16 protein-coding genes and 1 pseudogene are annotated in these 26095 nt (G+C 48.0%); 9 read left to right on the forward strand and 8 right to left on the reverse strand.

What is annotated here, in order from left to right; translation table 11 throughout:
- Positions 1-18: 18 nt before the first annotated feature.
- The 4 genes from CAMM_RS04290 to CAMM_RS04305 form a co-directional block, all read right to left on the reverse strand.
- Complete coding sequence (locus CAMM_RS04290) at positions 19-867, reverse strand: ABC transporter ATP-binding protein (RefSeq protein WP_077715793.1); 849 nt, start codon at positions 865-867, stop codon at positions 19-21.
- Complete coding sequence (locus CAMM_RS04295; protein ID WP_003849249.1) at positions 836-1777, reverse strand: ABC transporter permease; 942 nt, start codon at positions 1775-1777, stop codon at positions 836-838. The genes CAMM_RS04290 and CAMM_RS04295 overlap by 32 nt, the downstream gene beginning before the upstream one ends.
- A gap of 80 nt (positions 1778-1857) precedes the next feature.
- On the reverse strand, positions 1858-4014 hold the full coding sequence (locus CAMM_RS04300; protein ID WP_003849248.1) for a hypothetical protein: 2157 nt from the start codon (positions 4012-4014) through the stop codon (positions 1858-1860).
- 27 nt (positions 4015-4041) lie between these two features.
- Positions 4042-4941 (reverse strand): hypothetical protein, encoded by a 900-nt coding sequence (locus CAMM_RS04305; protein ID WP_003849247.1) that lies wholly within the window; start codon positions 4939-4941, stop codon positions 4042-4044.
- 112 nt (positions 4942-5053) lie between these two features.
- Between CAMM_RS04305 and CAMM_RS04310 the strand changes: the two genes are divergently transcribed.
- The 8 genes from CAMM_RS04310 to CAMM_RS04340 all read left to right on the forward strand — a co-directional run bounded on the left by CAMM_RS04310 (position 5054) and on the right by CAMM_RS04340 (position 18248).
- Positions 5054-5779: a DUF6270 domain-containing protein gene (locus CAMM_RS04310; RefSeq protein ID WP_249024783.1), complete on the forward strand. Its 726-nt coding sequence runs from the start codon at positions 5054-5056 to the stop codon at positions 5777-5779.
- Between the two features lie 242 nt (positions 5780-6021).
- Entirely contained in the window at positions 6022-10557 is a 4536-nt protein-coding gene (locus CAMM_RS04315; RefSeq protein ID WP_003849245.1) for a glycosyltransferase, read from the forward strand.
- Between the two features lie 630 nt (positions 10558-11187).
- Positions 11188-12384 carry a hypothetical protein gene (locus tag CAMM_RS04320; RefSeq protein ID WP_147581040.1) on the forward strand — a complete coding sequence of 399 codons (1197 nt, stop codon included), beginning with the start codon at positions 11188-11190 and terminating at the stop codon, positions 12382-12384.
- 2 nt (positions 12385-12386) lie between these two features.
- A complete protein-coding gene (locus CAMM_RS04325; protein ID WP_003849243.1) occupies positions 12387-13109 on the forward strand; it encodes a hypothetical protein in 723 nt (240 codons plus the stop codon).
- 2 nt (positions 13110-13111) lie between these two features.
- Entirely contained in the window at positions 13112-15307 is a 2196-nt protein-coding gene (locus CAMM_RS04330; protein ID WP_003849242.1) for a glycosyltransferase, read from the forward strand.
- A 565-nt stretch (positions 15308-15872) separates the two neighbouring features.
- Entirely contained in the window at positions 15873-16265 is a 393-nt protein-coding gene (locus CAMM_RS13070; protein ID WP_003849239.1) for a hypothetical protein, read from the forward strand.
- Positions 16154-17098 (forward strand): Mu transposase domain-containing protein, encoded by a 945-nt coding sequence (locus CAMM_RS13075; RefSeq protein ID WP_003849237.1) that lies wholly within the window; start codon positions 16154-16156, stop codon positions 17096-17098. Before CAMM_RS13070 ends, CAMM_RS13075 begins: the two co-directional genes overlap by 112 nt.
- 388 nt (positions 17099-17486) lie before the next feature.
- Entirely contained in the window at positions 17487-18248 is a 762-nt protein-coding gene (locus CAMM_RS04340; RefSeq protein WP_003849230.1) for an ATP-binding protein, read from the forward strand.
- 485 nt (positions 18249-18733) lie between these two features.
- On the opposite strand, the pseudogene CAMM_RS04345 reads toward CAMM_RS04340, so the two are convergent.
- The 4 genes and pseudogenes from CAMM_RS04345 to wecC all read right to left on the reverse strand — a co-directional run.
- Positions 18734-19675 (reverse strand): annotated as a pseudogene (locus CAMM_RS04345) (IS110 family transposase); the annotation flags it as partial.
- A gap of 538 nt (positions 19676-20213) precedes the next feature.
- Positions 20214-21377, reverse strand: a complete 1164-nt coding sequence (locus tag CAMM_RS04350; RefSeq protein WP_040356295.1) for a hypothetical protein — start codon at positions 21375-21377, stop codon at positions 20214-20216.
- A gap of 4 nt (positions 21378-21381) precedes the next feature.
- Entirely contained in the window at positions 21382-22452 is a 1071-nt protein-coding gene (locus tag CAMM_RS04355) for a phosphoribosylglycinamide synthetase ATP-grasp domain protein (RefSeq protein ID WP_003849219.1), read from the reverse strand.
- Between the two features lie 418 nt (positions 22453-22870).
- Positions 22871-24124: a UDP-N-acetyl-D-mannosamine dehydrogenase gene (gene wecC / locus CAMM_RS04360; protein ID WP_003849217.1), complete on the reverse strand. Its 1254-nt coding sequence runs from the start codon at positions 24122-24124 to the stop codon at positions 22871-22873.
- Between the two features lie 407 nt (positions 24125-24531).
- Here wecC and CAMM_RS04365 point away from each other — a divergent pair, with 407 nt between their 5' ends.
- The gene (locus tag CAMM_RS04365; RefSeq protein WP_003849213.1) at positions 24532-25977 is read left to right on the forward strand and encodes an APC family permease; all 1446 of its coding nucleotides are present in this window, start codon (positions 24532-24534) and stop codon (positions 25975-25977) included.
- Positions 25978-26095: the final 118 nt, after the last annotated feature.

Consider the following 26095-nt stretch of genomic DNA (forward strand, 5'->3'; position numbering starts at 1 on the left):
GTAAACCTAGTTTTCTAATTAACTCGTCGAATTCTTGTAGGCTTGATACTCTGATTCGAGAAAAATCTGAGGTTCGGAGTACCGCCGCAAAGCTGTATTAATAACGTGTTGTGCACCGGCTTCATTGCCTACTGACAACCTCTTTGTCCATAGGTTATAACTTCGCAAGATCTTTTTTGGATTCCCATCTGCGATGACGCGTCCCTCGTGCAGCCAGATAACACGTGTGCAGTGTTTTTGAATAGTGCTAGCGGAATGAGAGACTATAAAAACGGTACCTGCATCGTCTAAGAAGGTTTTCATTCGTTTGCGAGCCTTTTCTGCAAAAGTAGCGTCACCAGTTGAAAGAGCTTCGTCGACCATTAGAATTTCTCGTTTGACCGCGGTGGCGATTGAGAACTTTAACCGAGATTTCATACCCGAAGAATAAGTTTCCATAGGACGATTTGCTGCGTCAGAGAGCTCCGCCCATTCGAGAACAGGATCGATCAATTGGGCAACCTCATCTTTCTGCAGTCCCATTGCGAGAAGCCCAATCTTTGCGTTTTCACGTCCAGTAAGTTTAGGTTGGAGCGCTGCTGATACCCCAAGCAGAGTGGGTTCGGTCGATACTCGAACTAAGCCACTCGATGCTGTCTCATTTCCAGCGATTATATTGAGAAGTGTACTTTTGCCAGAACCATTCTTGCCCAAAATTCCGACGCATTCGCCTGAATAAGCAACGAATGAAACGTCCTTGAGTGCCTCGACTGACTTTGGTCGACGGGAGAAGATGGACTTATTTTTTCCAAATACTGTGTAAGTCTTCGATATACCTCGGGCTACGACGACAACGTTATCGGACCGCAACGTATCTCTCCTCAGCATGCCAGAAGTAGACGAACCCAATGACTGCGACGGCAAGTGACCAAGTCGATATGTAGACCCAGACACTTAGACTCGGAAGAACTCCATCCATAACGCAGGTGCGCGCGGCCATGAGAAATTGGTAGATGGGATTTAGCTCAACCAAGGTGGTGAGAAGTGGGTGAGTTTCAAAACGTTCAATGGTAAAAAATATGCCTGAGGTAAAGAAAAGAGCACGGTTCACGAGGCTGAGAATCTTAGTTATATCCGGGAAGAAAGCGCTTGCTCGGGCTGCGAAACAGATGCAACCGAATGCGAACAGATGCGTTAGAAAATAGATAGGTAAAATTCCGACTACTGAAAAACTAACTCCCTTTTCCCATTGAAAGGCGATAGCTCCGACTATAGCGACGGCTGCAGGGACTATGTGGTCTAAAAATTGCCGAAGAATTAGCGATACTGCAAGAGAAACTTTTGGAAAATTGAAAGAGTTAATTAGATTTCGCGAGCGTTGAATGAGATTACCGCCGGTTGTAATACCATCGGTGAAGAACCCGAAGAAAATGACGCCGATCATCAAAAAACCGAGGAAGTTGTCCATGCCTCGGCTAACTTTCAGAATCAAACCAAAGACTAAGGCATAAACCGCGATCCGAAACAAGGGATCAAATAATACCCACGCCCTACCTAGATAGGTGCCATGCCCAGAAGATAGAGACTTGGACTTGGCTTCGGCCCAGATAAAGTGACGCCGTTCCCAAAGCCTTCTTAGATAGTTGGCGATGTTCTCCCTGGCGTGTAATCGTTGGAGCTGTGTATCGTCAACTATGACGATATCGACCGCGGAATCTGGGGGAGTATTTGTTGATTGCGGTTGCTGACTAGCACGCCAGCCCTCAGGGACTTTTGGTTGTTGGTTTATATCGCTCATTTATGGCAACTTTCCTTCACCGCTAGATTCGCACCAAATCTGGCTACTTGCCAGGTCAGTTTAGCGATTGTACTCTCACTTTAGTCAATCAGAATTTCATTTGTCTTAAGGCCATGACTCGTGCGGTGAGAGTCGTTTGGTCGATAGAAAACTTGAGCAAAGTAGCTTCCAGGCCCATCTAGTGAGAAGGTGAATTCGGTTTCTTTGGAATACCAGGCCTTGTCGATTCGACGATTATTTTTGTAAAAGTAAACTGCGAACTCGCCAAGAGGGGAGGGCCTTTGGGAAAGATCGAGGGTAACAGTAGCAATACCATTTAGAGCTGACATGGTCGGGATAAACTCGGGGATTGGCTGATTATGCCAGCCGTCTTGAACTCGAACTGGGAACTCAATTCTCACCTTTGAGATTGTCGTGCCAAAATCGCTTTCCGGATCCGAAGTAAATAATTCGATGTGATTACCTGGGGGCAAACTAGGCATAAACACATCGAGTGCGGACGCGACCTTAGTGCTCAGAGACAGTGCTTTTGAGACATTTCCGCGAGCTTGCTCAAAGGCACGAGAGTTGATGCGTCTAACTGCCTTCTGCTGTTCGAAACCAGTGAAGTCCTCGAGGAGCTTCATGCTTTGAGCGGTAAATAATGTGGCTGCTTCGATTTTGTTGAATGGGGCAGTGACTAGGCGCTCGTCGGCACTCCAGCCTTGGCGTGGAGTAGAGCTGCTGCGAGTACTTTTGAGCTTATCCATTTGCGCTTTCCAAGAGCTGTCGGACAGTTGCACATCCCGAGCTGTGTCATTGGCGATGATACGGGTTGAATCATCGTTCTCGAACGGAAATGCGAGGAGCGTAGGATCATTTAAATTGTAGAGGTCACGAACGATTTTCCCATCTTTTCTCTTTTCGAGCCCAAGCAGTTCGCTAGCTTGAGTGAAGTAATGGTTCGACAACGGATGGAAAGCATAATTATTTGTGCTTCCAGACTGTCTTACATGACCAAAGTGCGTTCGGTTCCTGGTGCGCCGATAGAGCTCATTCAATTTTTCTAACATTGACTTTCCCGGGGCAGACTTAAAAGTGTCTGTCATGTATTCCTGGATGAGCGGATGTTCGTGCTTTAGTATCGGGAGCTTAGATATATACCAATCGACAAAGCGTAGTTCCTCTGACAAGGTACACGGGCGTCCGTCGATTTGCGAAGCAATTTTCTCACCAGTAAGGGTAGTGCGAAGTAGCTCTCCACCGCCACCTCTAAACGTGATTTTAAGGTCAGAATGCACGGTGTGGCCCGGTGGGGCAGAAAAGGAGTGCGAAAAGTTTGATTTATAGGATTGGTGGAAGTTGAGAGAATCGCGGAAATCGAACTGAAGAAACTCCCGCTCACCGACTGTGGACCACTCTAAGTTGAGACTGTTGCGAATCGCGTCGGCAATCGCAATATCCCGCTCGACTACATCGCGAGTGCTCTGATTTCTCCAGGTCCTTGGGTCGACTGACGAGACACGAAACTCATCTACGAACCCTGAGGAGGTAATCAAAGACAAAACCAGCCGGGAATCTACGCCGCCGGAGAGAGAGATTGACTTCTGAAGCCCTTCGACCTTATTTAATTGTTCGATCGCGCCTCTTACGAGTTGGGAGCCTCTCTCCAAGAGCTCTTTGTAATTGTACTTTTTTGATTGTGAAAGAGCCGAGCGATTAATGATCTCCATTCCAGATTCACAAATATGTAGAGCCTCATCAATACCTAAAATCCGGACGTCAGCCGACATGGTTCTATGAACACTTGGATTGTCGAAATGCGGATGAGCAGGAAAAAGCGTGGCAACGTAATGCGCGAAATCGAGTTCCGGAACAGCGCCAAAATATTTCATTCCGTGAATTGCTCCCATGAAAGTGTCGGCAACAACGATCCGGTCATTAAGCTGCGCATAGAAGACAGGGCAATACCCTGCGGTGTCCCCAAATACCAAGTATTCACTACCGTTCGCCGATTTGCTCTCTCCAATGGCCATCCATTCTCCGAGAGCATCGTGGAAATCGGAGATTAAGAGGGGTTGGTGCAAAATGGTAGGAAGGATTGACTCAATGGCGAAGCTCTCACCGACCGCAAGCCCGGAGATTCGTGAGATGCGATACGATCCTAGAGCTTGGGCAGATGGCCGCTGTGTTATAGATGAGGCTCCTTCGCTGAGCTGGAAGCTTGCAAAGTCGGCTGCCCTAAAGAGCTCCTGCATGTTGTGTGATTCCCTTGGCACAGATGGTTAACTAAATGATTTAATGTATTTTTGCGATCGAGACGAAATGTCTGAGGCAGTACTCGTGACATCTGCGTCTTGCAGGGATGTAATGGAATTCCAATTTCCATTACTTGAGATCACTTGCCGGAAAATTTCTGACAGGATCCTACCTGGTGCAGGTTTATGGCCGAGTCCCCATTTACCAGCGAAAAGAGCCGTTTTTGATCTATTCTCCTGAGTAGCCTCCAAAAACGGCAGTAGATGACGTGGCACATGAGTTCGGTCTCCAAGATTCTGAACGTAAATTATGTGATTGCGAAAATCTTTTCGATAGCTATCTATTATGCTGTGGTGAAATGGAGCCTTTTCAATAGGTAATCCGCGCCAAGCAGCATTAAGGTAAGAGTCGACAGCGCGTGGACTGTACTTTGAGATATCAGTCTGGGGGTTCATTGAAATTGCCCAAGAACCCGGAAATAGTCGTGAGTAGTATAACGCTGCAAATCCGCCACCGGAGGGGCCGAAAAAAACCAAGTGTTCATGGGATCGAAAATTGGTGAGAACTTTGCTTAGCGCTTTCGGTAAATCGTCCTGCAGTCTCCGCAGGGTATCGCCAGCGTACCAGCCTAAATTGGTATTCATTTCGAGAACTGGATCTGAGACAAATATGAGATTGCACTTAAGATTTTGCGTGATTGTAAGACCTTGGAAAACTGGATAAGTATTAACTCGTGGAGGGACAGCAGCATGGAACAAAACTAGCGTTGTCTTAGCATCTTTGTTTTCAACGTAAAAATCGAGATTTCCGGACCCATATTTGATGCTGTGGATACCAGGTTGGCTGGCTTCTATCGTGAGTGCGTTCAGAGACGGATGCGTAAAGTGGTTAATATCGTATCGTGAAAGCGCGCGTTCAAAGGCCATAGGGAATAATCATATCAGTGCTTTGATGTGCCGCAGTGCTTCCTGTGTGGCTATTTCTCCTATTCTCGTCGGTTGATATATTTTATCTGACTTGGGCTAGTATTCTTTCGATATGCCTATTCCAATATCAATCTATGGATCTTGTGTGACGCGTGATATCGTGCGTGTTACTGGGGATAAATTTAAATGCGAAGAGTATGTAGCACGGCAGAGCTGGATAAGCGCCCTCAGTCATCCTCAGAAAGTTCCCGCAGGAATTAATTTGACCGGGTTCCGTCTAAAAAGCCTAATCGGAGACATTGAATCTAACGGGTTTACACGATTAAAGGCAGCTGCGAAATCTAGCGCGGCGCTAGTAATTGATCTGGCTAGTGATAGGCATGGTGTCTGGGACCTCGAGAATGGTTCTTTTTTATCAAATCTAGCGTCGTTAAAAAAGCAGAAAGTTTTAAGGCGATTTCCTAATGCTCGGTTAGTTTCATTTGGTTCTACCGAACACCTGGCACTTTTTAGCCACGCGGTGGAAAGAGGTAAGCAAGAGCTGGAAGAGGCCGGCCTGTTTTCGAGATCCCTGATACTCAAAATACCGTTTACTAGTCTGAGCATTGACGGTGAACGGATTGAGACTAAACGAGGGCCAACCCCTCGACAGATTCGTGCAGCATATGAGCCGTACTACCAAATATTCAAACAGAATGGATTTCGTTTTCTACCTAACCTGCCCGACGAACTCGCGGTTTCAACTCCAGAACACGATTGGGGGCCAGGGATAAACCACTTCGTCGATGAAGCCTACTATTGGTGGGGATCTGAGATAGAGAAGTTTGTGTCTTCCTAGCAAACGTAAGATGAGTCTTAGTACGCTTTAGACTTGTGCAGAAGCTACATTTTAGTAACTGTAGATAAGTGTTCTCAATTTATGCGACTTGGCTGAAACTTGACGGTTTTCGGTTTGCCCAATGGCCGCATCAATATTTCTTTTTCCAGTTTGGTTCCTCTGCTGTGCACTCGGCGTGAGCGTTTAGGTAATATCGGCAGTCTGACCGAGCTAAAAGCTATAGCCTAACAAGGACTTTTACCATGCACGCTGACGAATACAGAGATTTGGATTCAATTCGAAGGTTAAGGCTCGCCGAAGCAATAAAAGATTCGGATTCTATTAGTAATCAATCCGAGCCACGATCTGGGCTCACGCAAGGATCATCCTTAAAGCAACTGAAGGCAGAGCGGGATGAACTTGAGCGTCAAGTCCGTTCAGCTCGTGTTGCTCTTGAAGAGCTGCAGTCTGAGAATAATAGGTTGAACAATCAGCGCGCTCTTGCGGAACAACGACTGAAATCGGTGCGAGAATCGCGAACTTTTCTAGTAGGCAAAGCAGCCACCGCTCCATTTCAGGCAGTTCGGAGGGCGATTAATGACCCACGTTTAAAGAGTATGCGAATTGATGAGAAACTCAAGACAAGTTTACGCAAGTCCCGATACATTCTTCGTGAAAGTCGCGAAAGATTAGAGAAGTCTAGCGTCGGAAGTGGTGATTATTTCAAGTCCCGTACTGAGAATAGTGATCTAGATGGTGTGCCGACGGATATTTCTGTAGATTCGAGAGCGAACCGGGGTGAAGGATCCAGCCCAGTCGATATATATGAAAAGAAGCCTTCAGTGCGAACTTTCGAGCGAGCTATGAAGCACTTATGGTTTACCGAGGGAAAGCTTCTTTCAGCCAAAGCGTTTATAGAAAACAGTCCTCAGTATGTAGAAAAGCTTGGAGATATATCGAAGTCTCTCGCAAATAGGATCCTGGGCGAAGCACGGATTGATCCCTCCCAAATAGTGCCTGAGAGGAGCCCGTACCCGGCCTATGTCGCGGAGCCTGGCCGGATTATGTATTGTGTCCATCAATCACCTGTTTATAACTCCAACGGCTATTCAACTCGGACCCGAGGAGTGGCGAGTGGTCTAAACGCAGGCGCCGGCGATGTCGTTGTAGTTGCACGATCCGGATATCCGTGGGATTCCTCGGTGGATATTGAAAAGCCGAAGTCTGTTCGTTCTGTGTCCATACTTGACGGTGTGCAGTACGTGCATCTGCCTGGCGGAAACCTGAACCGAGACCCAATTGACCAGTACGTACTACAGTGTGCGGATGCCTTTGTTCGGGAAGCTCGAATGATTCGTCCAAGTATCATTCAATCAGCTTCGAATTATAAGACCGCACTGCCTGCGCTTATCGCAGCCCGCCGCTTGGGAATTCCATTTGTGTATGAGGTTCGTGGATTTTGGGAAATTACGGAAGCCTCAGCAAATTCCGGCTTTCAGGAAACTGAGCGTTTTGAGTCGATGCGGTCCCTCGAAACCTTCGTTGCGCAAAATGCCGACAGGCTTCTAGCAATTACGTCTCAAGTCAGAGATGAACTTATTGTCCGCGGTATCGACCCGGAGATTGTCGAGGTTTCCCCAAACTCCGTTGACCCTGAGATATTCTTACCCCTGCCCAAAGATATTGAATATTCTCAGTCCAAAGGAATTCGAATTGATGCACCAGTTATCGGTTTTGCCGGAAGCATTGTTGGGTATGAGGGGCTTGATCTACTCGTTGAAGCTTCTCGATTACTAAGCACTAAAGGGGTTGACCATCAAGTAGTCATTGCAGGTTCGGGTGCCGCAGAGCAAGACTTAAAGGAGCAAGTAACCAAACTAGCACTTGACAGCCAAGTGTTACTTTTAGGGCGACTACCGCAAGATGAAATGCCGCGGCTTCACAGCACATTTGACATCGTGGTGTGTCCCAGAAGAGCGAATCTGGTTACGGAACTAGTTTCTCCATTGAAGCCACTTGAATCTTTTGCAACCGGCAAAGCTACAGTGCTTTCCAATGTTGCACCTAACAGGGATCTCGCTGGAGAAGACGAGGAGCGCGCGCTGCTTTGCGACGCAGATGATGCTGCGTCCCTGGCCAGGCAGCTGGAAAAATTGATTCTCAATGCTGATCTTCGTGCAGACTTTGGTAGAACAGCACGGCTATGGGTAGTTTCAGAGCGGTCCTGGGCTTCTCTTGGTAAAAGTATGCTTGATGCTCATAAACATGCACTTGAAGATGCCGAAAAAAAGATTTTGGGGGCCAAGCCGCTTCATACGTTGAGAGTTGGCGTTATCGGGGATGAGTTCACACGTTCAGCTCTCGAGGATGCTTTCAATGTTGAATGGCTGAGCCGCAAGAATTGGGAGAGCCAGTTGGATAGTGCGCCAAACTTCGACCTGATATTCGTGGAATCAGCATGGGAAGGAAATGGAGGAGAGTGGTGGCGTGGAGTCGGCCACTATTCCGACGAGGAAAGTACCGATCTCCGAAGCCTACTTGCCGTAGCCAGGGAGAAGGATATTCCTTCGGTTTTTTGGAACAAAGAAGATCCCATTCATTTCTCTCGTTTCGCGCCAAACGCAGCGTTTTTTGACCATGTTTTCACAACCGACGCGAACATGATTCCACGCTACATCAACGCACAGGATAGTTATAACAAAACCGTGAGTGCATTACCGTTTTTTGCCCAGCCCAAACTCCATAATCCGATGCCCAGTACTCGCGAATTCAGAGAGACAGTTGCCTATGCGGGATCGTATTACGGAGATAGGTTTAAAGAACGTTCGGAGGCTCTAGAGCGTTTGCTTGCGGCTTCAGTTCAGTATGGATTAGATATCTACGATCGTCAGGCTAATAATCCAGACTCGTCTTATAAGTTTCCGCAGATCTATCGAAGTGCAGTGAGGGGAGGGCTTCAGTATCGGGAAACTGTTGAATCATACAAGTCGCACATCGCACATCTTAACGTAAATTCGGTGTTCGATTCTCCGACGATGTTTTCGCGACGAGTAGTTGAAATTCCAGCCTGTGGTGGCATCGTGATGAGTGCTAAAGGGAGAGGAATCACTGAGACCCTTGGATCCAATATTGCGCATTCTGACGATCCTGAAGATCATCGTGCCTGGCTCCATGGATGGACGACTAACCCGGTAGAAAGGTTGGAGGAAATTTGGCGGCAGATGCGAACCGTGTACAGGTCTCACACAACGGAAACGGCTTTGTCCATTTTGGCGCGAACCGCAGGCATTTCCGTTGAGGGCATTAAGCCAGTGGAATACACTGCGGTTTTAGAAGATTTGGCCATGTTATCACCAGCGGAACGCCTCAAACACATTGAACACGTAGCATCTCAGTCTGTACGTCCTCGCAGCGTTAAAATTTCCGACCTAGGGGAAGAAGAAGCGGCATTTGTTAAAAAGTACGGAATTCAGGTAATGCTTGTCGACGATTTCTCCGCTTCTCATGATATCGAGGTACATTTTCCCAAAAGGTTTTCACGAACTTTTGCTGAAGATGTACTACTGCCATTACGTTTTGGGGAATTCTCAAGCATCTTCGTGCGTAGTAAACAACACTATGAAAATATCAGTCCTGTGCTTGAACCGACTTTCTCAGAAAAACCAAGAGAGCAGCTTCTGGCAGTAAATAATCGACAAAGTACCGCAGTAGCTTCCGTCATAATCGAGTTGCCCGGAGTTTCGGAACAAAGTGAGTCAGCGCCCTCACTAGAAACAGAAATTACTGATATCGAGGGCAAAACCGTACTGGTCGCTGGGCACGATCTAAAATTTGCAGAGCCAATCATTGAAAAGTTGCATGGCTCTGGCTGCAAAGTTCTAATTGACAAGTGGGAGGGTCATAATAGACACGACTCTTATCAATCTAAAGTTTTGCTCGGTCAGGCCGATATTGTCTTTTGTGAGTGGGGACTGGGTAACGCAGTGTGGTATTCGAAGAATCTGCACGCTCACCAGTCGCTAGTGATTAGGGTGCACTCACAGGAGCTTTTCCTACCGTTCCTCAAACAGATCAGACAATCCAGCGTTAGCAAGTTTATATTTGTTGGCGAATTGGTCCGAAAGGCAGCAATTGAATCTCATGGGATTCTTGGCGAGAAGTCGGTTGTCATACCTAACTTTGTAGATACCTCAAAGTTCGCTAAGCCTAAGGATGATACTGCGCGAAAGACTCTCGGCATCGTCGGGATAGTCCCTAGGTCTAAACGGATTGACCGTGCACTCGACGTATTAGAAGGCCTTTTAGAACAGGATCCAACCTATAAGCTGCGGATCAAGGGAAAAGTCCCGGAGGACTACCCTTGGCTTAGAAAGCGCCCCGATGAAATGGACTTCTATTCTAATCAGTATTCACGCATTATTTCCTTAAATGAAAAATGGCCGGGTGCGGTCATTTTCGATAGTTTTGGACATGATATGGAAGAGTGGTATCGCCTGGTAGGGATTGTTCTTTCGACGAGCGATTTTGAGTCGTTTCATTTAACACTTGCAGATGGTGCTTCATCCGGAGCGATGCCAGTCAGCCTCAACTGGCCTGGAGCGGATCTCATTTATCCCCTGTCTTGGTTGTTTGCAACGACGGAGGACATGGTTAATTCAATATTGAATCAAACCTTTAACGTGCAAGATGCCCAGAAATTCGTTGAGATCAATTTCAAGCAGTCCGATTTACTAAATAGATTCGTCAAATTGCTGGTTATCGGCCATCGAGAACGTGGAACGTCGGCCAGAAACCCCTAACTCGTGAATTGTCAATCCTTGGCAGATTGTTTATCAGAGAGATGTAACATAAAAGACGTTATTCTAAACGGTGTGCGCTTCGGTTTGATGAATCTATAATCGCGAGTTTGAAGGTGTGAGCTTGCCAGAATATTACTCCGTCAATTTTCGAATTACTAAACTATCTTAAATAGTCTAGTCTTAAATATGCTGCTGAAGCTGAATACAAAGCTGTAACCTACATTCATCAGGAGAGGTTTGTTTGACCTCGGGATGCTTGAACGGAGATGACGCACGTTCAGCCTGACACGCGGCTCAGGGAGATGGAAAGTTAGGTGGTAGGTTCCACCTACATAGGCCAAGAGAAAGTATGGGAAAGTACAGAATAATGGTGGGACGCTCTTACATCAGGACCTTGATCTGAGTATGTATCTTAATCAGGCGATTACACTTAAGTTCCCAAAGCCGCGGGATGGCGAATATACTGTGAGTGGTTGGATCAAATGTCCTCCCGATAGTCGCGCGATTTTGAGATTTCTAACCGCAGGAACTCCTAGCGATTCAGTGGACGGGCTACACTGGGCAGCCAAAGGTGGGTGGTACAAGTATCTACCGTCGTCAGGTGAGAGCGAACACTTCGAAGTACGAGCCATGTTCGACGAATATGTACACGGCACACCGGAAGTCAGAATTGAACGTTGGTTCGGAAATGGTGAGATAGAAATCTACCTGCAGGGCCATGGTTCCCAACCTCATACCCTGTTTTGGGGCAGCGACGATGCCTACTCGAACTTTGTGGATACCAACTGGGGGCTTATTGAGAGATTTCCCCTATCCTCTTGTCTGGTAACCGCTGGGGAGCCGAAGAGTTGGGATGCTCTTAATCGATTGCAATCTTGCAAAGGAAGCCTTACGAATTCGACGGAACTCGCAGCTGATATCCGGAAAATTGCTTTAGAAAGGCTCCAAGAATATTCGTATGATGTATTAGTTATTGACATAGATTCTTTGAATTCTCCTATCGTGACCCATGATCGAACTTATTTCGAGGCCACTAGGTACGCAAGAGCCTTAGGCATAGTGCCGGTCGACGCACGCATCATCAATCCGGGAAGCAAAGAGTATACGGCCGTCCTGTGGAGATCTTTGATAGCGTTACTCCAAGCGGCGCGCCCGAGGCCAGTCTTCATTACTTGGCAGAATCATAAAACCGAAATCACTGATTCCAAGGCTGCCTCTCCAAACTGGAAAAGTGTTTCGTTGTTGAATCGGAAAGAGCTTGGGAAACTGGGATTCTTGGACTTTCACAGCAGTGTTTCCGGTGGAGAGGTAGCCTCCCAACATCGAAACCTTCGTGAACTGGTTAAACTACACCCGTTTATACTGGATGAACACTTGTCCACAATAGAACGTCCATTTTCTTTGGAAATAGTCTCTATGCCATTAGAAGTGAAAGAGCTTCCAAAGTTTACTTTGCAGGGTATGCCGAGGCACTTCGAAGTCTCGGTTGATGTTCTTGTCGCCAATAACTACCGGGATAAGAACCTTTTGCTGACTTTAGATCTCGAAAGCCAGGATGGGGCTCCAGCTGATGAAAATTTGTCTGCGTATTCAATAGCTCGGTCGAAAATGGAGGGTATTGATTACTACAGGTACTTTCCGTCCATCCAGGGCTCAAAGACAGTGACCTTCAAGGTTGGGCTACCTGACCATATTCGATGCATCGGCATTGGCATTAAACAGGTGCGTGAACTCGATCCGGTATTTATCTCAAGAATAGAAATATTAAGCGATGTCATAATAGATGTTCCGATAGTCTCAAACATCGATCAGCCTAGGAGAGGGTAGAAATGAACAACAACGCTGATGGGCCTTCTAACGTAGGCGTTATCATTATCGGCGATTCTGGGCTGAGCGTCGATCTCGGCTTTGTTCCCGGCGGAAGCGTATTTTTCAATGATTGGGACACTGTGGATCTGCAAAGAGATTCAACAGAGCTGATAGTAGTTGATAAAAATTCCGATCGAACCATCAAACACGTGCGCCGGGCCTTCGTTGAAGGTATCAAATCAGTAACGATTGTTTGGAATGCTGAGTTAAGTAAGCCGTACTCATTTGCCATGGTTTCACTATCTCGAGAAATGAAACCCAATAGTTTTAGAATTGTCGGTTCGACAGCCCACCTTGAAATTGTCTCCGAGCCTGTGCTTATAAGCGGTGTACAAGTTAAACCCGAAGACATGAGAAACCGCTTGATAGAGGAATTCCGAAAACCCTCCAATATTTCGGTTGGTGAGCTCAATTTATTGATGCAGGATCATGCAGATTTACTCACGAATCTAGAAGAACTTGCTTTGAGTGACTCCGGGCTCAAACTCGAGGTTGAAGTTTTAAGGAACAAGGTTAAACAGCTCCCTGCACTCCACGACAAGTTACGAGAGTTACAGTCGGAAAATCTGAGGTTAAGAAAAAGGAATGACGCTTTAGCTCGAAAGACCTTCAACAAATTGACGAAGCGGATACACGGGCAAACAGCTGATAAAAATGCTGCGACAGACGAAAGTAGTAGATAAGAATGGACACATTCAAAGAGCTCAAGCGTGAAATTGATATCAAGCGGGACCGCTTCGAGCGGATCGAGCGACGGGCGGCCAATTCTTCCTTGACTGTGCGTTATCTTCCAGGCGTAAGTGTCATCGTGCCTTGCCATCAAGCAGTGGGAACCCTTGGCCAAACTTTGCAAAGTCTCTACTCGCAATCGGTGGATTTTGAAGAATTTGAAGTTATCATGGTTCTTAACGGGGCTGATGACGGAAGTTCGAAGTTAGTTTCAGACTTTGCTAGTCAACACCCAGAAATGAACCTTCGTGTTTACCATAATTCACGATTGGGTGCTGGAGCTGCACGAAACGTGGGCCTCAATATGGTTCGCCACAAATACACCACGTTTGTTGATGCTGACGACTTCGTAGAGAAACACTTTTTAAAAAATGCCTTGGAAGCGATGCCGTCGCATGCTGCAATAGTAGCCAGTCCGATCCACAACTTGGACACTTTGGGGAGACTGGATAGTGAGAATACCTTGAACTTGCGATACGAGGAATATAGAGGAAAGACCGTTCCGGTTGCTGAGGTGCCTTGGTTACTCGGCTTTAATGCTTGTAAATTGGTACCTAGTGAACTTCTAGTAGAAAGAAGATACCGAGAAGATTTAGTGAGTGGAGAGGATCTTGTCTTCTTTTCTACGCTATTGAGCTTGGAAAATCTAAGTGTCGTTTTTCCTTCTTCGACCGACGGGGCGGCCTATGTTCGGAGACTGTCCCAAAATTCTGTCTCGAGGAAGGCGCCGTCGTTTGATTTCAATGTAAAACAACGCGTTCAGTGTATGGCGGCGCTTAATGCGATTGATGTCACTGGTGAATCTAAAAAAGCTCTTATCATGCTTCAGCGAGCACAGGCCAGCTTTGTTAAAAAGTACCTGGAGCAGAACCCAATCGATGTAGATCGATTAGATGCCCTCTTAGTGGAGATGGCATTCGTCGATTTTCCGTGGAATTGGCTAAACGACGGAAAAGCGAGAGACCTCGTATTTTCATATTACTTTGTTCCTTACGCTGACACTTCTGCAGTTATAGCAGCGAAAGCAATAGCTGAGCGAAGTCGTATTGTGGATGTTATTTCCGCGAGTATGGACAAGAAACGGGAAAAGGATACGAGTCTAAAATTTCTCTGCTCTCGCTGGCTAGATAAGTCAATTGAAGTGTCCGTGGCTCCTTCATTTGCGGATTGGAAGCTCAACATTGAGTTTGCAAAGAAAGCTCTCGAAAGTGCAAGGAATCGCCAAGCAGTTCGCGGGACAAATTATGAAACTCTTTATTCTCGAGCACTTTGGATGGGATCGCATATTGCAGGCGCTCTATTCAAGATCGAATACCCTGAAGTAATTTGGACTGCTGAGTTCTCGGATCCTCTTCGATTTGATGTCGAGGGCCTACCTCGTCAGGGGATGTTGCCAATTGACAGTGATTCGAGCATGTTCCTTGAAATTATAGCTGCACGATTTGAAGAAGAACTTGAAGTCTCGACAGTCTTTGACCTTGTCGAAGCAGTGACAATGCTGCTTGCAGATGAACTGTTGTTTACGAATCAAAACCAGTTAGAGTATATGCTCTCGAAGTACCCTGAGGCTTTTGCCACAAGAGTGAGAAAGAAAGCTCAAGTTAGGGAACACCCATCTCCGAGGCAAGCGGATTATCAAGTTGTCAGAGCAGAGTCTAATTTTAGCCCGGGACGTATCAATATCGCCTACTTTGGTGCTTTCTACGTCAATCGTGGATTGGGGGATGTATTCACCGCAATTCAAAACCTGAGTGTGAGTGAGCAAAACCAGGTATGTCTTCACATTTACTGTACCGATGTAGCTGGCGCAAAAGGACAAGTTTTAGATTTGGGGCTCTCAGGAGTTGTCAAGGTGCACCCTTACCTTCCATACTTGCAGTTTTTAAATGCTACGACGAAAGCAGATGTGCTTCTCGTAAACGATATTCAACGTTCTGCCGACATGGAGATCAATCCCTTTCTTCCCTCTAAGTATTCTGATTACAGGGCATCAGGAACGAAAATTTGGGGGATTCTGGATGTAGGTTCTCCGCTTTCGAGGAAACCCATCGAATATAAGTCGGAGAATGGTAACGTTCCTTCTTCACTAAAGGTGTTACGCGAGATAATCAGCAAAAATCGTTTCAAAGTGGCTGCTCCTGCACTAACGTAGCCGAGAAAGGAAACGTCACATTAGGCCATCTTATTGCTAGATGTGGTGGAGGGATCGGCGTTGAAAAATTGGTAGCGCTCGAGCAGGACCAGTACTTACTCCTGTGATGGCTTGTTCGCGTAAAACAGTGTATTTCACGACGCTACAGATAGAAGATTGCATTGAATTAGATCGTAGCCGCGATGTTCCTATATTCTTGTCAGCCTTTCGGGTGCGGATTGAAGGGGCAACTAAGGTGCTTTGTTTTGCTTTTTGTGTTGTTTTCGGGCATAGGAAGTAAGAACCCAATCGGCTTTGCTGGTGAAGGTGTCTTTAGGCGGCAGTGACCTCCGTCTGGAGATCGCGGTAGAATTCGTGGTTTCTCATCATGGCAAGTAAGACGTTGAGTCGACGGCGCGTTATGTCTTTTGCTGCGTTTTACGGCTAGTTGGTAGGGGGATTCCGCGTTGTTGGTCGGCGTGTTCCGGATAGGTGGTCGGCTGTGTGATTTTAGGTCATTGTTTTAGGTGGCGGTGTCACTGCCTGTGGCGCCGTGTCTTCACCTTCAAGATCTAAGGAGCCTACGTTGGCTAACTTCAAGGAAATCATGGTGATGTGTCTGGATGGCGCGAGCTATACGGCGATGGCGAAGACATTAGGCTGTTCCAATCGTGATATCGCTAAGACCAAGGCAGTCATCGCCGCGCAGTCGGTGACGAAGGAAGCATTTGTTCTTTTGTCACCATCGTTTTTCGAGGAACATTTCGGGGACAATCGCCTCCTGCACAAACAGCAATTTCATCAACCAGACTTTCATAAGCTGGCGAAACGCTTAGCTGCTAATAAGCATCTGACTCGGCATAAACTATGGGTGGATTATCTGGCTACTGCCTGCAGTCCGAAGAATCGAAGTACCAGTACTCCCAGTTTTGCCAACATCTGCGAGAGTATGTCAACGCCGCTGGGCTATCGGCGGTAATTGAACACGAACCAGGCCAAGAACTTTATGTGGATTGGGCTGGCGACAAAATCCCGGTCATAGACCAAGCCACAGGCCTAGTCGGGCTGAAAGCATCACTGTTTGTCGCCGTGTACCCGCACTCAGGACTGTTATTCGCTCATGCTGCGGCGAATGAAAAGATGCCGTCCTGGATTGATTGCCATGTTCAGGCTTTGAACTATCTCGGGAAAGTCCCTGGCATCATCGAGTCTGATAATGCTTCAACTGCAACGTATCGGCCCGTAAGAGCCAAACCGGCACGGCGTATCTACGGTCGGTATGCAGACTTGGCGTCCTACTACGACATCCTCATTGTGCCTGCTCGTCCCAGTAAACCAAAAGATGAAGCCTCCGTGGAACGGGCCCTACAGACTGCGTATAGCCTGATTCTGGGATATTTCGATGGTGTGGTGTTTTACAGCCTCGATGTGCTCAACGAAGCTATCGCTGAGCGTATTGCTGATATCAATGACAATCTCATTCGCCCCGATGGGTTGACACGGCGCGAGTTATTTTCCGCAGATGAAGCACCCTTGATGCGGGAATTGCCACACCTTGCTTTTACAGAAGTGACATGGAAACATGCCAAAGTCGATCGCAACTGGCACATCACCTGCGACTATCAGTACTACTCGGTGCCATTTAAGTTGATTGGGAAAACGCTTCGCGTGCGACTAACCAAAGACCTTGTCAGCATCTTTGATGGTGATCTCTTGGTGGCCGAACACAGTCGACTTACCGGGTTTCGCTACCGGTATAGCACCGACCCAGCGCATAACCCGGATGGGATACTACTGGTATCAAAGTCTTAACCCGGGATGAACTATTAGCCCGGGCATCGTCTTTTGGACCGGCTACCACCACCGTCATCACACAGATCCTGACTCGCAATGCCCAAGCTATCCCGCGTGGGCTGCATAGCGCACGCAATGTACTGGTCAAACTCGGCAACAAGCACAATAAGACCAGCCTGGAACCCGCCTGTCAGCAAATCCTGGACCATAATCTGGCACCAAATATGCAGGTCATCGCACGCATCCAAACCGACATTGCCCGCAACCACCAACAGCTAGAAACCCCACAATCTAGGCCACTGCTAGGTGATAATCGTCAAAGAGTAGTCGATATCGACACTGTCGCTGATGCCGTGTTTATCCGCCCTGCCAGTCACTACGAACCCAGAAAGCAGGGATAGTCGCCATGGATGCTTTACATATTGATGACACTACCAAGGCTCAGCTACGCCAGCTACGGTTATCAACATTTGCTGATGTGTATTTCGAACTTGCAGCAGATGAGACTATGGCCGATGCTTTGCCAGAAGATATTCTCCTCAAAGCAGTAGCCGAAGCCGCCGAACAACGCCGGCAACGCAATATCGCCAAAGCGATAACCTACGCCAAATTCCGCTACCCTGATGCCACACTGGCAGAGCTTATCAACGTTGAAGAACGCGGAATCAACCTGCGCCAACTCAAACGCTTAGCTGCAACGAACTGGCGTGAAACACCCACCAACGTGCATCTTCTCGCCCCAACTGGAACCGGAAAGACCTATATTGCTTGTGCGATTGGAATCGCAGCGTGCCATGCAGGATACTCCGTGGCTTATTTCCGACTCGATCAACTCGTCGATGCTTTAGCGGTCTTCTTACCAGCAGATAAGCGTTATATAGATCTCGTGCGACTGCTACAAAACGTTGACGTTCTCATCCTGGATGACTTCTTAACTATAGGAATCAACCAACGCTGGCAAGAAGACCTCACCAAAATCATATTTGACCGCGACGGACAATCGCCAACCATCGTGACCTCCCAAACATCCGCCGCGTACTGGCTGGAATCCCTACCCGATAGAGTCGGCGCCGACTCCCTAGTCAGCAGGCTCAACAGCGGCCAACGCATCAGCACCGGCGACTACGACATGCGCCAACATCTATCCTACGCCAACACCACCGAATAACAGCCACTAACACCTGGTGCGCCGGTGCTATCCGGTTCACCAGGCCCTACCAACAACCCGGAACCCACCCGGACCACTTCACCGGAGAAGCCCTACCAAAACACCGGCGTCAGCATTTTGCCTTCGTTGCGTTTTCGTTCGTAGAATTGTTGCCGTTTCGGGGTAGTTGGTACTGGTATTCCGCGCAGCTGGTACCCATGTTCCGTATGAGTGGTACCGTTTGTGGGGTTTCCCGACAGAGTCGGCGCCGACTCCCTAATCACCTGCTCTATCTCCGGCAAACGCCTCAACCTAGGCGACTACGACTTGCTCCAACGACGGGTCCGTACCTACAACATCACCGACTAACAAAGCTGACCCCTGATAGCGAGCCCAGCGACGAAACAAGCTGCCAGCAGGACTGAACCCCAGTACCAACAACCCGGAATACTTGAGTACCAGCTCCCCGGAACACCGGTACCATAGCATCGGAGCTAGCAGAATTATCGTGAACGCTCGTGGAATCTGGTCGATGCAAATGACGATTGCCATAGGGTGTTCTTTAATTTCTTATTTCCAGCCCGGTTGAGCGAATTGGACATTATCGAGGTTCCGGATTGATTCGTCCTAGGCGATAGCCCGGCGTAAGAAGCTAAAAGACCCGCGGTAGGAAAATCAGACATATCGCCAACCGTCATCAGGAGATGTGTGGCGGTTCTGGGACCAATGCCGGGCATCGATAGGAGAAGCTGGGTTTGCGGTATTTCCTGGCTAAGCTCGATGACTTGAGCTTCGATCTCTTTACGAGATTCTAGCTTGAGTAGTGCCTCTTTTACCGACATTGCCACGCCGAGTTCTGCGTATTCAGCTCCTGCTATCTGGACTGACTGCTCGGTGATGGTTATAAACATCGTGTCAGTAATAGGCTCGGGATTGCGTGCTCGGTGTTTGCGCGCAAAGGTATTGAAGCGTGTTTTACCCAGGCGTTTTATCTTCGTTGGGCCGCCATACTTGGCTAGTAGGCGCAGTATCCATTTTCGGTTGAGTGCTTTGGGCTGGATAAATGCTTCTTCAATTCGGTCGACGCTACGGAGTGACTTTGGAAGGTTTCTTCCCGCATAACCAATGATGTACGCATGACAGACGTCTGTCTTCGAATTACCGGCATGAATACGCGAAAGTTGACGCATTGCCAGCCCTGGTAGATAGAGGACATTAATTCCGATGTCTTGAGCGACCGCCACGGTCAGTCTGCCGATGTTGTTGGGCTGGTAAACAGCGGCCGACGTATTCGTGCCTTTTCCGGCGTACTGACTGAAGAGTTTACGAAGTGGTTGCTCGTGCTGGTTCACGCGTTTGGATAAGATTTGGTTGCCGTGTGTATCGAGGACGCAGGCGTGGTGGAAGTATTTGCCGACGTCCATACCGATGACATAGTCGTATGTCATCTTGAAACCTCCTAGCGATGCGAAACGAATTGGGTTATTTCATCGCTGGGTATCAGGCATACTTCACGCTGGCATCCACATTACTTTGAGAGCTCACACGTAATTGCGCGGGGTAGGTTCCGATTGAGCTGTTGGGAGTATGTCACTGCCATGGGCTGCATCACCCCACGCATCATTTTCAGACAGGGACGAGATTAAGCCATACCGAAGCCAGCGACTAGTTCCGTCTCCTGAAAAGAAGGAGGGAACGGAACAGACATAACCCAACCTTGAAACAGGGAACAGGCTATGAATCTACGGTTTCCTCAAACGGAACTGCTAACAACGTAATGGGGGAACGGATCGACCTCAACGAGTGTAAAAATGCTAAAATATAGCTTTCCGATTGCACATTTTGACTACATACGTATCAAAATACCGCAAAAACTTATTGAGGAGAATCGGGGGGAACCTCTGTCAAAGCTTCTGTCTAGGCTAAGAACTTCATCGTGCAGAGATGTTCTTGTCTTCGATGAGGAACGTCAATATTTGGAATTGATCAGGAGAACCAATTCTTAAGGAATTCACGTACTTCGTGGATTTCAGCCCAATCAGATTCAGTGTATGGGAGTAGCTCGAGCTCACTCAATTTCTCGAAGAGGGGTGTGCGTATTAATTTAGGTGTCCATTCATAGAAGTCGGTGTTGACCTTATTCATGAAACCCATAGTTAAGCTGCGAGCAAACTCAATAACTGAAGTCGGAATCTCGTCATACAAGGGCTCTATTAGATCAAGTCTGCCGTGCGCAATAAAATACAGGCTCGATAGTGCAGTTGTATACGATCTATTAAACGGAATTTTGCGATCCCATTTTGCTGAGAAATCAGTTACCGGATTATCAAGTCCCAATTCGTCCGCGAGCAACGCAACCATTGCTTGCTTATAGTACTGCTTCCGATCTCCTTTATTTGCAAGGGAGATGAGGGAGTCAGCCACTTCATCGTAGTGCGTTTGCAGCATGATTTTGGTGGTTCCTAGCTCAGTAATCCCAGCAGTAACAGGAACATCGATTAAGCCAATCGATTCTAGGAGCGGAATCCTTCTCTTGCTGGCTGGGAATGAAAAGCGCTCTCCTAGGATAGACCCAAATACATGGTAACTTGCCCCTAAGTGTTTAGCGCAAAGAATGGCACCCGTTGCCATAAAAAGCCAGTTATTCTTAGTTAGGGCGGTTCTTTGGTCAGGCACCTGACGAATGTTGGTTTTGATTGTTATGGGGGAGTATCGTTCAAAGTATGCAGCTTCGCGTTTAAACCATCCTCCTAAGTCTAGGGAAACTAGATGCGTGTCTTTGGTCATTAGAGCTTTTGCGGCGACTGAGTCGAATCCGCCGCTAAAACTGAGAATTGTCGAATTCTGCCGATTCTCCTGCTGTAATGAGGGCTGGCCTTTTGGAGCCACAACTTCTGCTTGGGTAAAAGTTTTAATGCTGTGAAGCACATCCGGTTCAATTTCGAAGTCAAAGGATACGCTTTCGAAAGCACGCCCGCATAACGGGGCTAACGCTACGGCGACAAGAGTTGGAGTAGTTTCAATTTCTCGATCAAATTCATACCAAATCTCATGCTCTTCGGAGTGATAATTCATTAATAGGGATACGCGGGTTTTGGTAATAGATAGGTTTGTGAATGAGATTGAGTTGTGATTGAGAGGAAGGGTCACCGGGCTATGCCTTTCTTGCGAGGAACTGTGAATGAAAATACTCGACGATATCGTGTTCAATAGGTCGGGCGCCTCCACCGTGTGTAGGGTAACGGTGAAGCTCGAGCGCAGCAGCTGTATTGACCTCTAGTACGTGGGCCGAGTTTTCATCGCCTAAATCGGCAACTAAGAGATCAACTCCAGCAATTTCGAGTTCGGGAATTGCGTTCTTGGCTGAGATAGCCATTTGTTTGATGTTGGGATGAACTCCATCTGTCACGTCCAGAACCAATGCTCCTACAGTCGGGGTATTAAAGGGGTTTAGAAAAACTACTTCGTCTTCCCGCGGTACCGAAGTATTTATTTTCCCCTGCCTCTTTATGAAATGCCAGTCAATTTTCACTGGCATTTTCATCGCCCTGTAATGGATTTTACGCTCCTCATGCAACTGCTTAATTAGGGATTCCATGGTTGATGTACCGTCACCGACAATAAATGGCTGGATTCGTGCAACAACACTGACTACTTCGTTTCCGACTACAAAGCCTCGTAGTTCGACTCCAGTCACAAACTCTTCGACCAGAACATTAGAAGACTGGCGGCCATCTGAGAGAGCATGATCCCATGCTTTCGAAAACTCTTCCTGGTTGGTTACTCCAACCGTTACGCCATTAGATCCTCCTGAATCCGTTGCTTTTACAACAACGGGCTTAGGCATCATCTCAAAAAACACTCCTGCCACGGCTTTCTCTTTAGGCGAAAAATCTGCGCCGAGAGGGGTGCGTAGTTGGGCATAATCCAACATGCGTTTCGTGAGATGTTTACGGCGACAAATATATTCTGTTGAGCTAGGGTGGCGGAAAACTTTGCCCCCGATCATAGAAAGTTTTTCGACACCATCAGTCGACGTGATTTCGTAACGTTTGAATCGGCTATTTTCTAAGATTAGCTCTTTCACTTGCCAACCTTTTGATTCGAACCCGCGAGTGATTGCAAGGATTGCGGATCGAGTAATGTCTAGCTGGTTGTATCCGAGTTTCTTTTCAAGAATTTCCGCTCGGATAAATTGCTCCACTGCTCGATAATCGTCCAGCATGCTTCTTCCTGTCATGTTTAGGTATGCGGTTAATGATGTTGTCGATAGCTGTTTCCCGCGTTTACTTGAAAATCGCCTGAGCCATTTTAGGGTAGGGCTATAAAACGACCATTGCTACTCAGTTAAGAATACTATCGCTATACAGAGATCGGATTGTCTACAATGCGCATTGTACGACGAGGTTTTTCTATGATGATACGAGGCAGGAACTAAAATCCTTCGGCGTTATCGACGGGAGTTCTGCGCCGAGTCCTCGAGACGGACATAATCTGGGCTGGACTTGGTTCAGGTTCTAGGTAGCTTGCGGACGAAGGCACTGGTAATTCCAAGAATAGCTAACCCATGTCAATGTTGAAGTGTCTTTAGGGCGATTCCTTGCTCGAAGCGTAGGATAGCTGTCTTTGAACACCTAAATGCATCAACGCCAAAGGCCTTTCATGTCCAAGACCTCTTTGTCTTCAAAATGATCCGAATTGATCAGCTTAAACTCTTTATGATCAACCAGGAGGAGGATTATGTCCGACTCGACTAATGCTGCGTGGTAGTTCTTAAACTCGCAATTCTCGAACCCCTTAAGTCGCTTTGGCAGTTCCTTAACATTGGGCTCAGCGATGAGGAACTGGATATCTTCGAGTTCGTCGGCGAGATCTACGGCAATGTTTAGAGCGGGAGATTCTCGGAGATCGTCGATATCAGCCTTGAATGCGAGGCCAAGAACGGCCACCTTGGAAGCATTTGTTTCGGCGACTGCTTCTTTAACCTTATTAATGACCCACTGCGGCTTGCCATCGTTGACATTACGCGCAGCGCGGATGAGCTTGGAATTTTCAGGGTCGGAGGCGACAATGAACCAAGGATCTACGGCAATGCAGTGGCCGCCAACGCCAGGGCCAGGCTGGAGAATGTTCACGCGGGGGTGGTGGTTCGCTAGTTCGATAAGTTCCCAGACATTGATTCCAAGGTTATCGGCGATGAGGGAAAGCTCATTGGCGAAAGCGATGTTGACATCGCGGAAAGAGTTTTCCGTAAGCTTCGCCATCTCGGCAGTCACATCATTTGTTGGGAGTAATTCGGCTTTGCAGAACGTCGCGTAAATAGCAGTTGCGCGCTTCGTAGCCTCCTCTGTTTGCCCACCGATGATGCGGTCGTTGGTGCGAAGCTCCTCCATCGCCTTGCCTGGGAGGATTCGTTCTGGGCAGTGAGCAAAGTAGACAACTGGCTTGCCATCTGGATTGTCGGCGCCGTCAGCAACGAGGTCAGGGCGAAGTTCCAGAATCTTATCCGCCATCTTCTTGGTAGTAAGCGGTGGCGAAGTTGACTCAAGGATGACTAGTTCGTCGCCTTTGAGCTGAGGGGCAATAGCTTCAGCGGCTGAATAAATGTATTTCATATCGACGTCGTAGCCTTCGGTAAAAGGTGTAGGAACGGCGATAATGTATGTCTGCGCATGAACCTGGGTAGTGGTAGCGCGGAAATTGCCGGAGGCAATTGCTTGTTTGAGCTCTTCTTCTAATCCAGGCTCGACAATTGTGACCTCGCCCCGGTTAATGCGCTCGACGTTCGCTTCGTTCACGTCAACGCCAGTTACGTCTACTCCAGAATTCGCCATTACTACTGCAGTGGGAAGGCCGATGTAGCCGAGGCCGACGAAGGCAACGGTGGGATTAGTCATGTTTATGTCCTCAATTTTGGGCTAACTGGGCAGGTTTAAGGTTTCGTTAGCGGTACTTTTTGTAGCAAACATTGGGGATATTACTATCTATAGGAAAATCTCGCGGGCGAACCCTCCAGCAGGGGTGTAATGGCGATGACGTATCCATTCGACGGCTAAAGCTGAGAATGAGCTATTTTGTTGGTCGATTTATCTGTGAGGCCTGCATGAACTATAGATTCCTGCATCGAAAAGCTCTATTGTTGCTCGACTTTCTTCCGCAAATTCCTGTGAGCACTGTTACAGTCGTGCGATGATGAAAGTAAAGCGCTTGGCTCATAAATAGTTTCAGTTCGAAATTTGTTCAAACCTACAGCACTTACGCGAACCCGACAGAATTCCTCCTAGAATTTTCAAGAGGTGAGGAAATGGATTCACCTACCCAAGAAGCATCGCTGAAGAAGTCCTTTAAACCGTCGTGGGTATTTGCCATGGCGTTGGGGTCAGCCATTGGCTGGGGCGCATTTATTTTGCCCTTCGATTGGATGACGGCCAGTGGACTTGGTGGTGCACTTATTGGCTTAGCAATCGGTGGTGGACTAATTGCCATCATCGGTTTTAGCTATGGCTATGCCATTAAAGCGTTGCCGGTAACGGGAGGCAGTGTTGTCTTCGCCATGGTGTCACTGGGGCGAACCCACTCGTTTATTGCAGGGTGGGCGTTAACGCTTGGGTATGCGGGCATCGTGGCGCTCAATGCGTCTGCGATAACACTCGTCTTTCGAGTCACGCTGCCAAACTTGTTTCAGCGGTTTCCCCTTTATGATGTTGCGGGGTGGACCATCTACGTTCCGGAGATCATCCTTGCCTCTGCATTTATCTTGGCGTTTGCGTGGTTGAACTGGAAAGGGTCGGAGCTTTCAGGCAGGTTCCAGCTGTGGGCGGTCATCTTATTGATTGCAGCTGTCGTCATTATTTTTGTTTCCTTGTTGGTGCACTATTTCACGGTGCAGCCCGAGCTTCCTACAGCAATTCCTACTGGCACATCGGCCACCGCGGCAATCCTGACCATGGTTGCCTTCGCACCCTGGGCCTATGTCGGTTTTGATAGCATTCCGCAGCTAGCAGGGGAGTTTAGCTTCTCCGCGCGCAAGGCACTGGGGTTGTTGTTGTGGGGGATTATCGCTGCAACATTGATTTATATGACGATGATGGTGGCCACCGTAATCGCGGTCGGCACCGATCATGCTGCTTATGAAGAATCCGCCTGGCCACCAGGGGAAGCCATCGCAGAGGTTATGGGGCCGATTGGCCTAGTCCTCATGGTGGTTGCGGTGACGATGGGTGTGCTGACTGGGCTGAATGGATTTTTCGCAGCGTCGAGTCGCGTGGTCTATTCCTTAGGACATGCAGACCTAGTCCCGAAAGCTTTTGGTGTGCTCGACTCACGGTATAAAACCCCGCGCAACGCGATCTTATTCGTTGCCGCCATCTGTCTTATCACCCCGTGGTTTGGACGGGCGGCGTTGACCTGGATTGTCGATATGACGAGTGCAGGCATTACGTTTGCGTACTTCTATACGTGTTTCTGCGCGTGGAAGATTGTTCGTACAGGACAAGTGGCAGGTATGGATAATCCGCTGCCACGATCCAAGGTGCAGGAAGTACTCAGTGCCATCGGTTGTGTTCTTGCTGTCGGCTTCTTAGCGCTGTTGTTAGTGCCCGGTTCTCCAGGAATGCTCGACACCCCGGCCTTGGTGGCGTTGGTTGTGTGGGTGCTGCTTGGAGTGGGCTATTACTTCATCATGATGAAGAGGCTGAAGGACGTGCCAGAAGATGTCACGCAAGAAAAGCTTTTGCAATTGCATGCCTGATTTCTATCGTGGGCGCACGGGGCTTGCCAGTGCAGGCGCGATTAACATCCGCGTAGAGGGATGAGACCTACTTATGCGTTGCCACTCGCCTTGAATTCCGCTGGGGAAAGTGGTTGAA

This window comes from Corynebacterium ammoniagenes DSM 20306 (assembly GCF_001941425.1).
GTDB lineage: Bacteria > Actinomycetota > Actinomycetes > Mycobacteriales > Mycobacteriaceae > Corynebacterium > Corynebacterium ammoniagenes.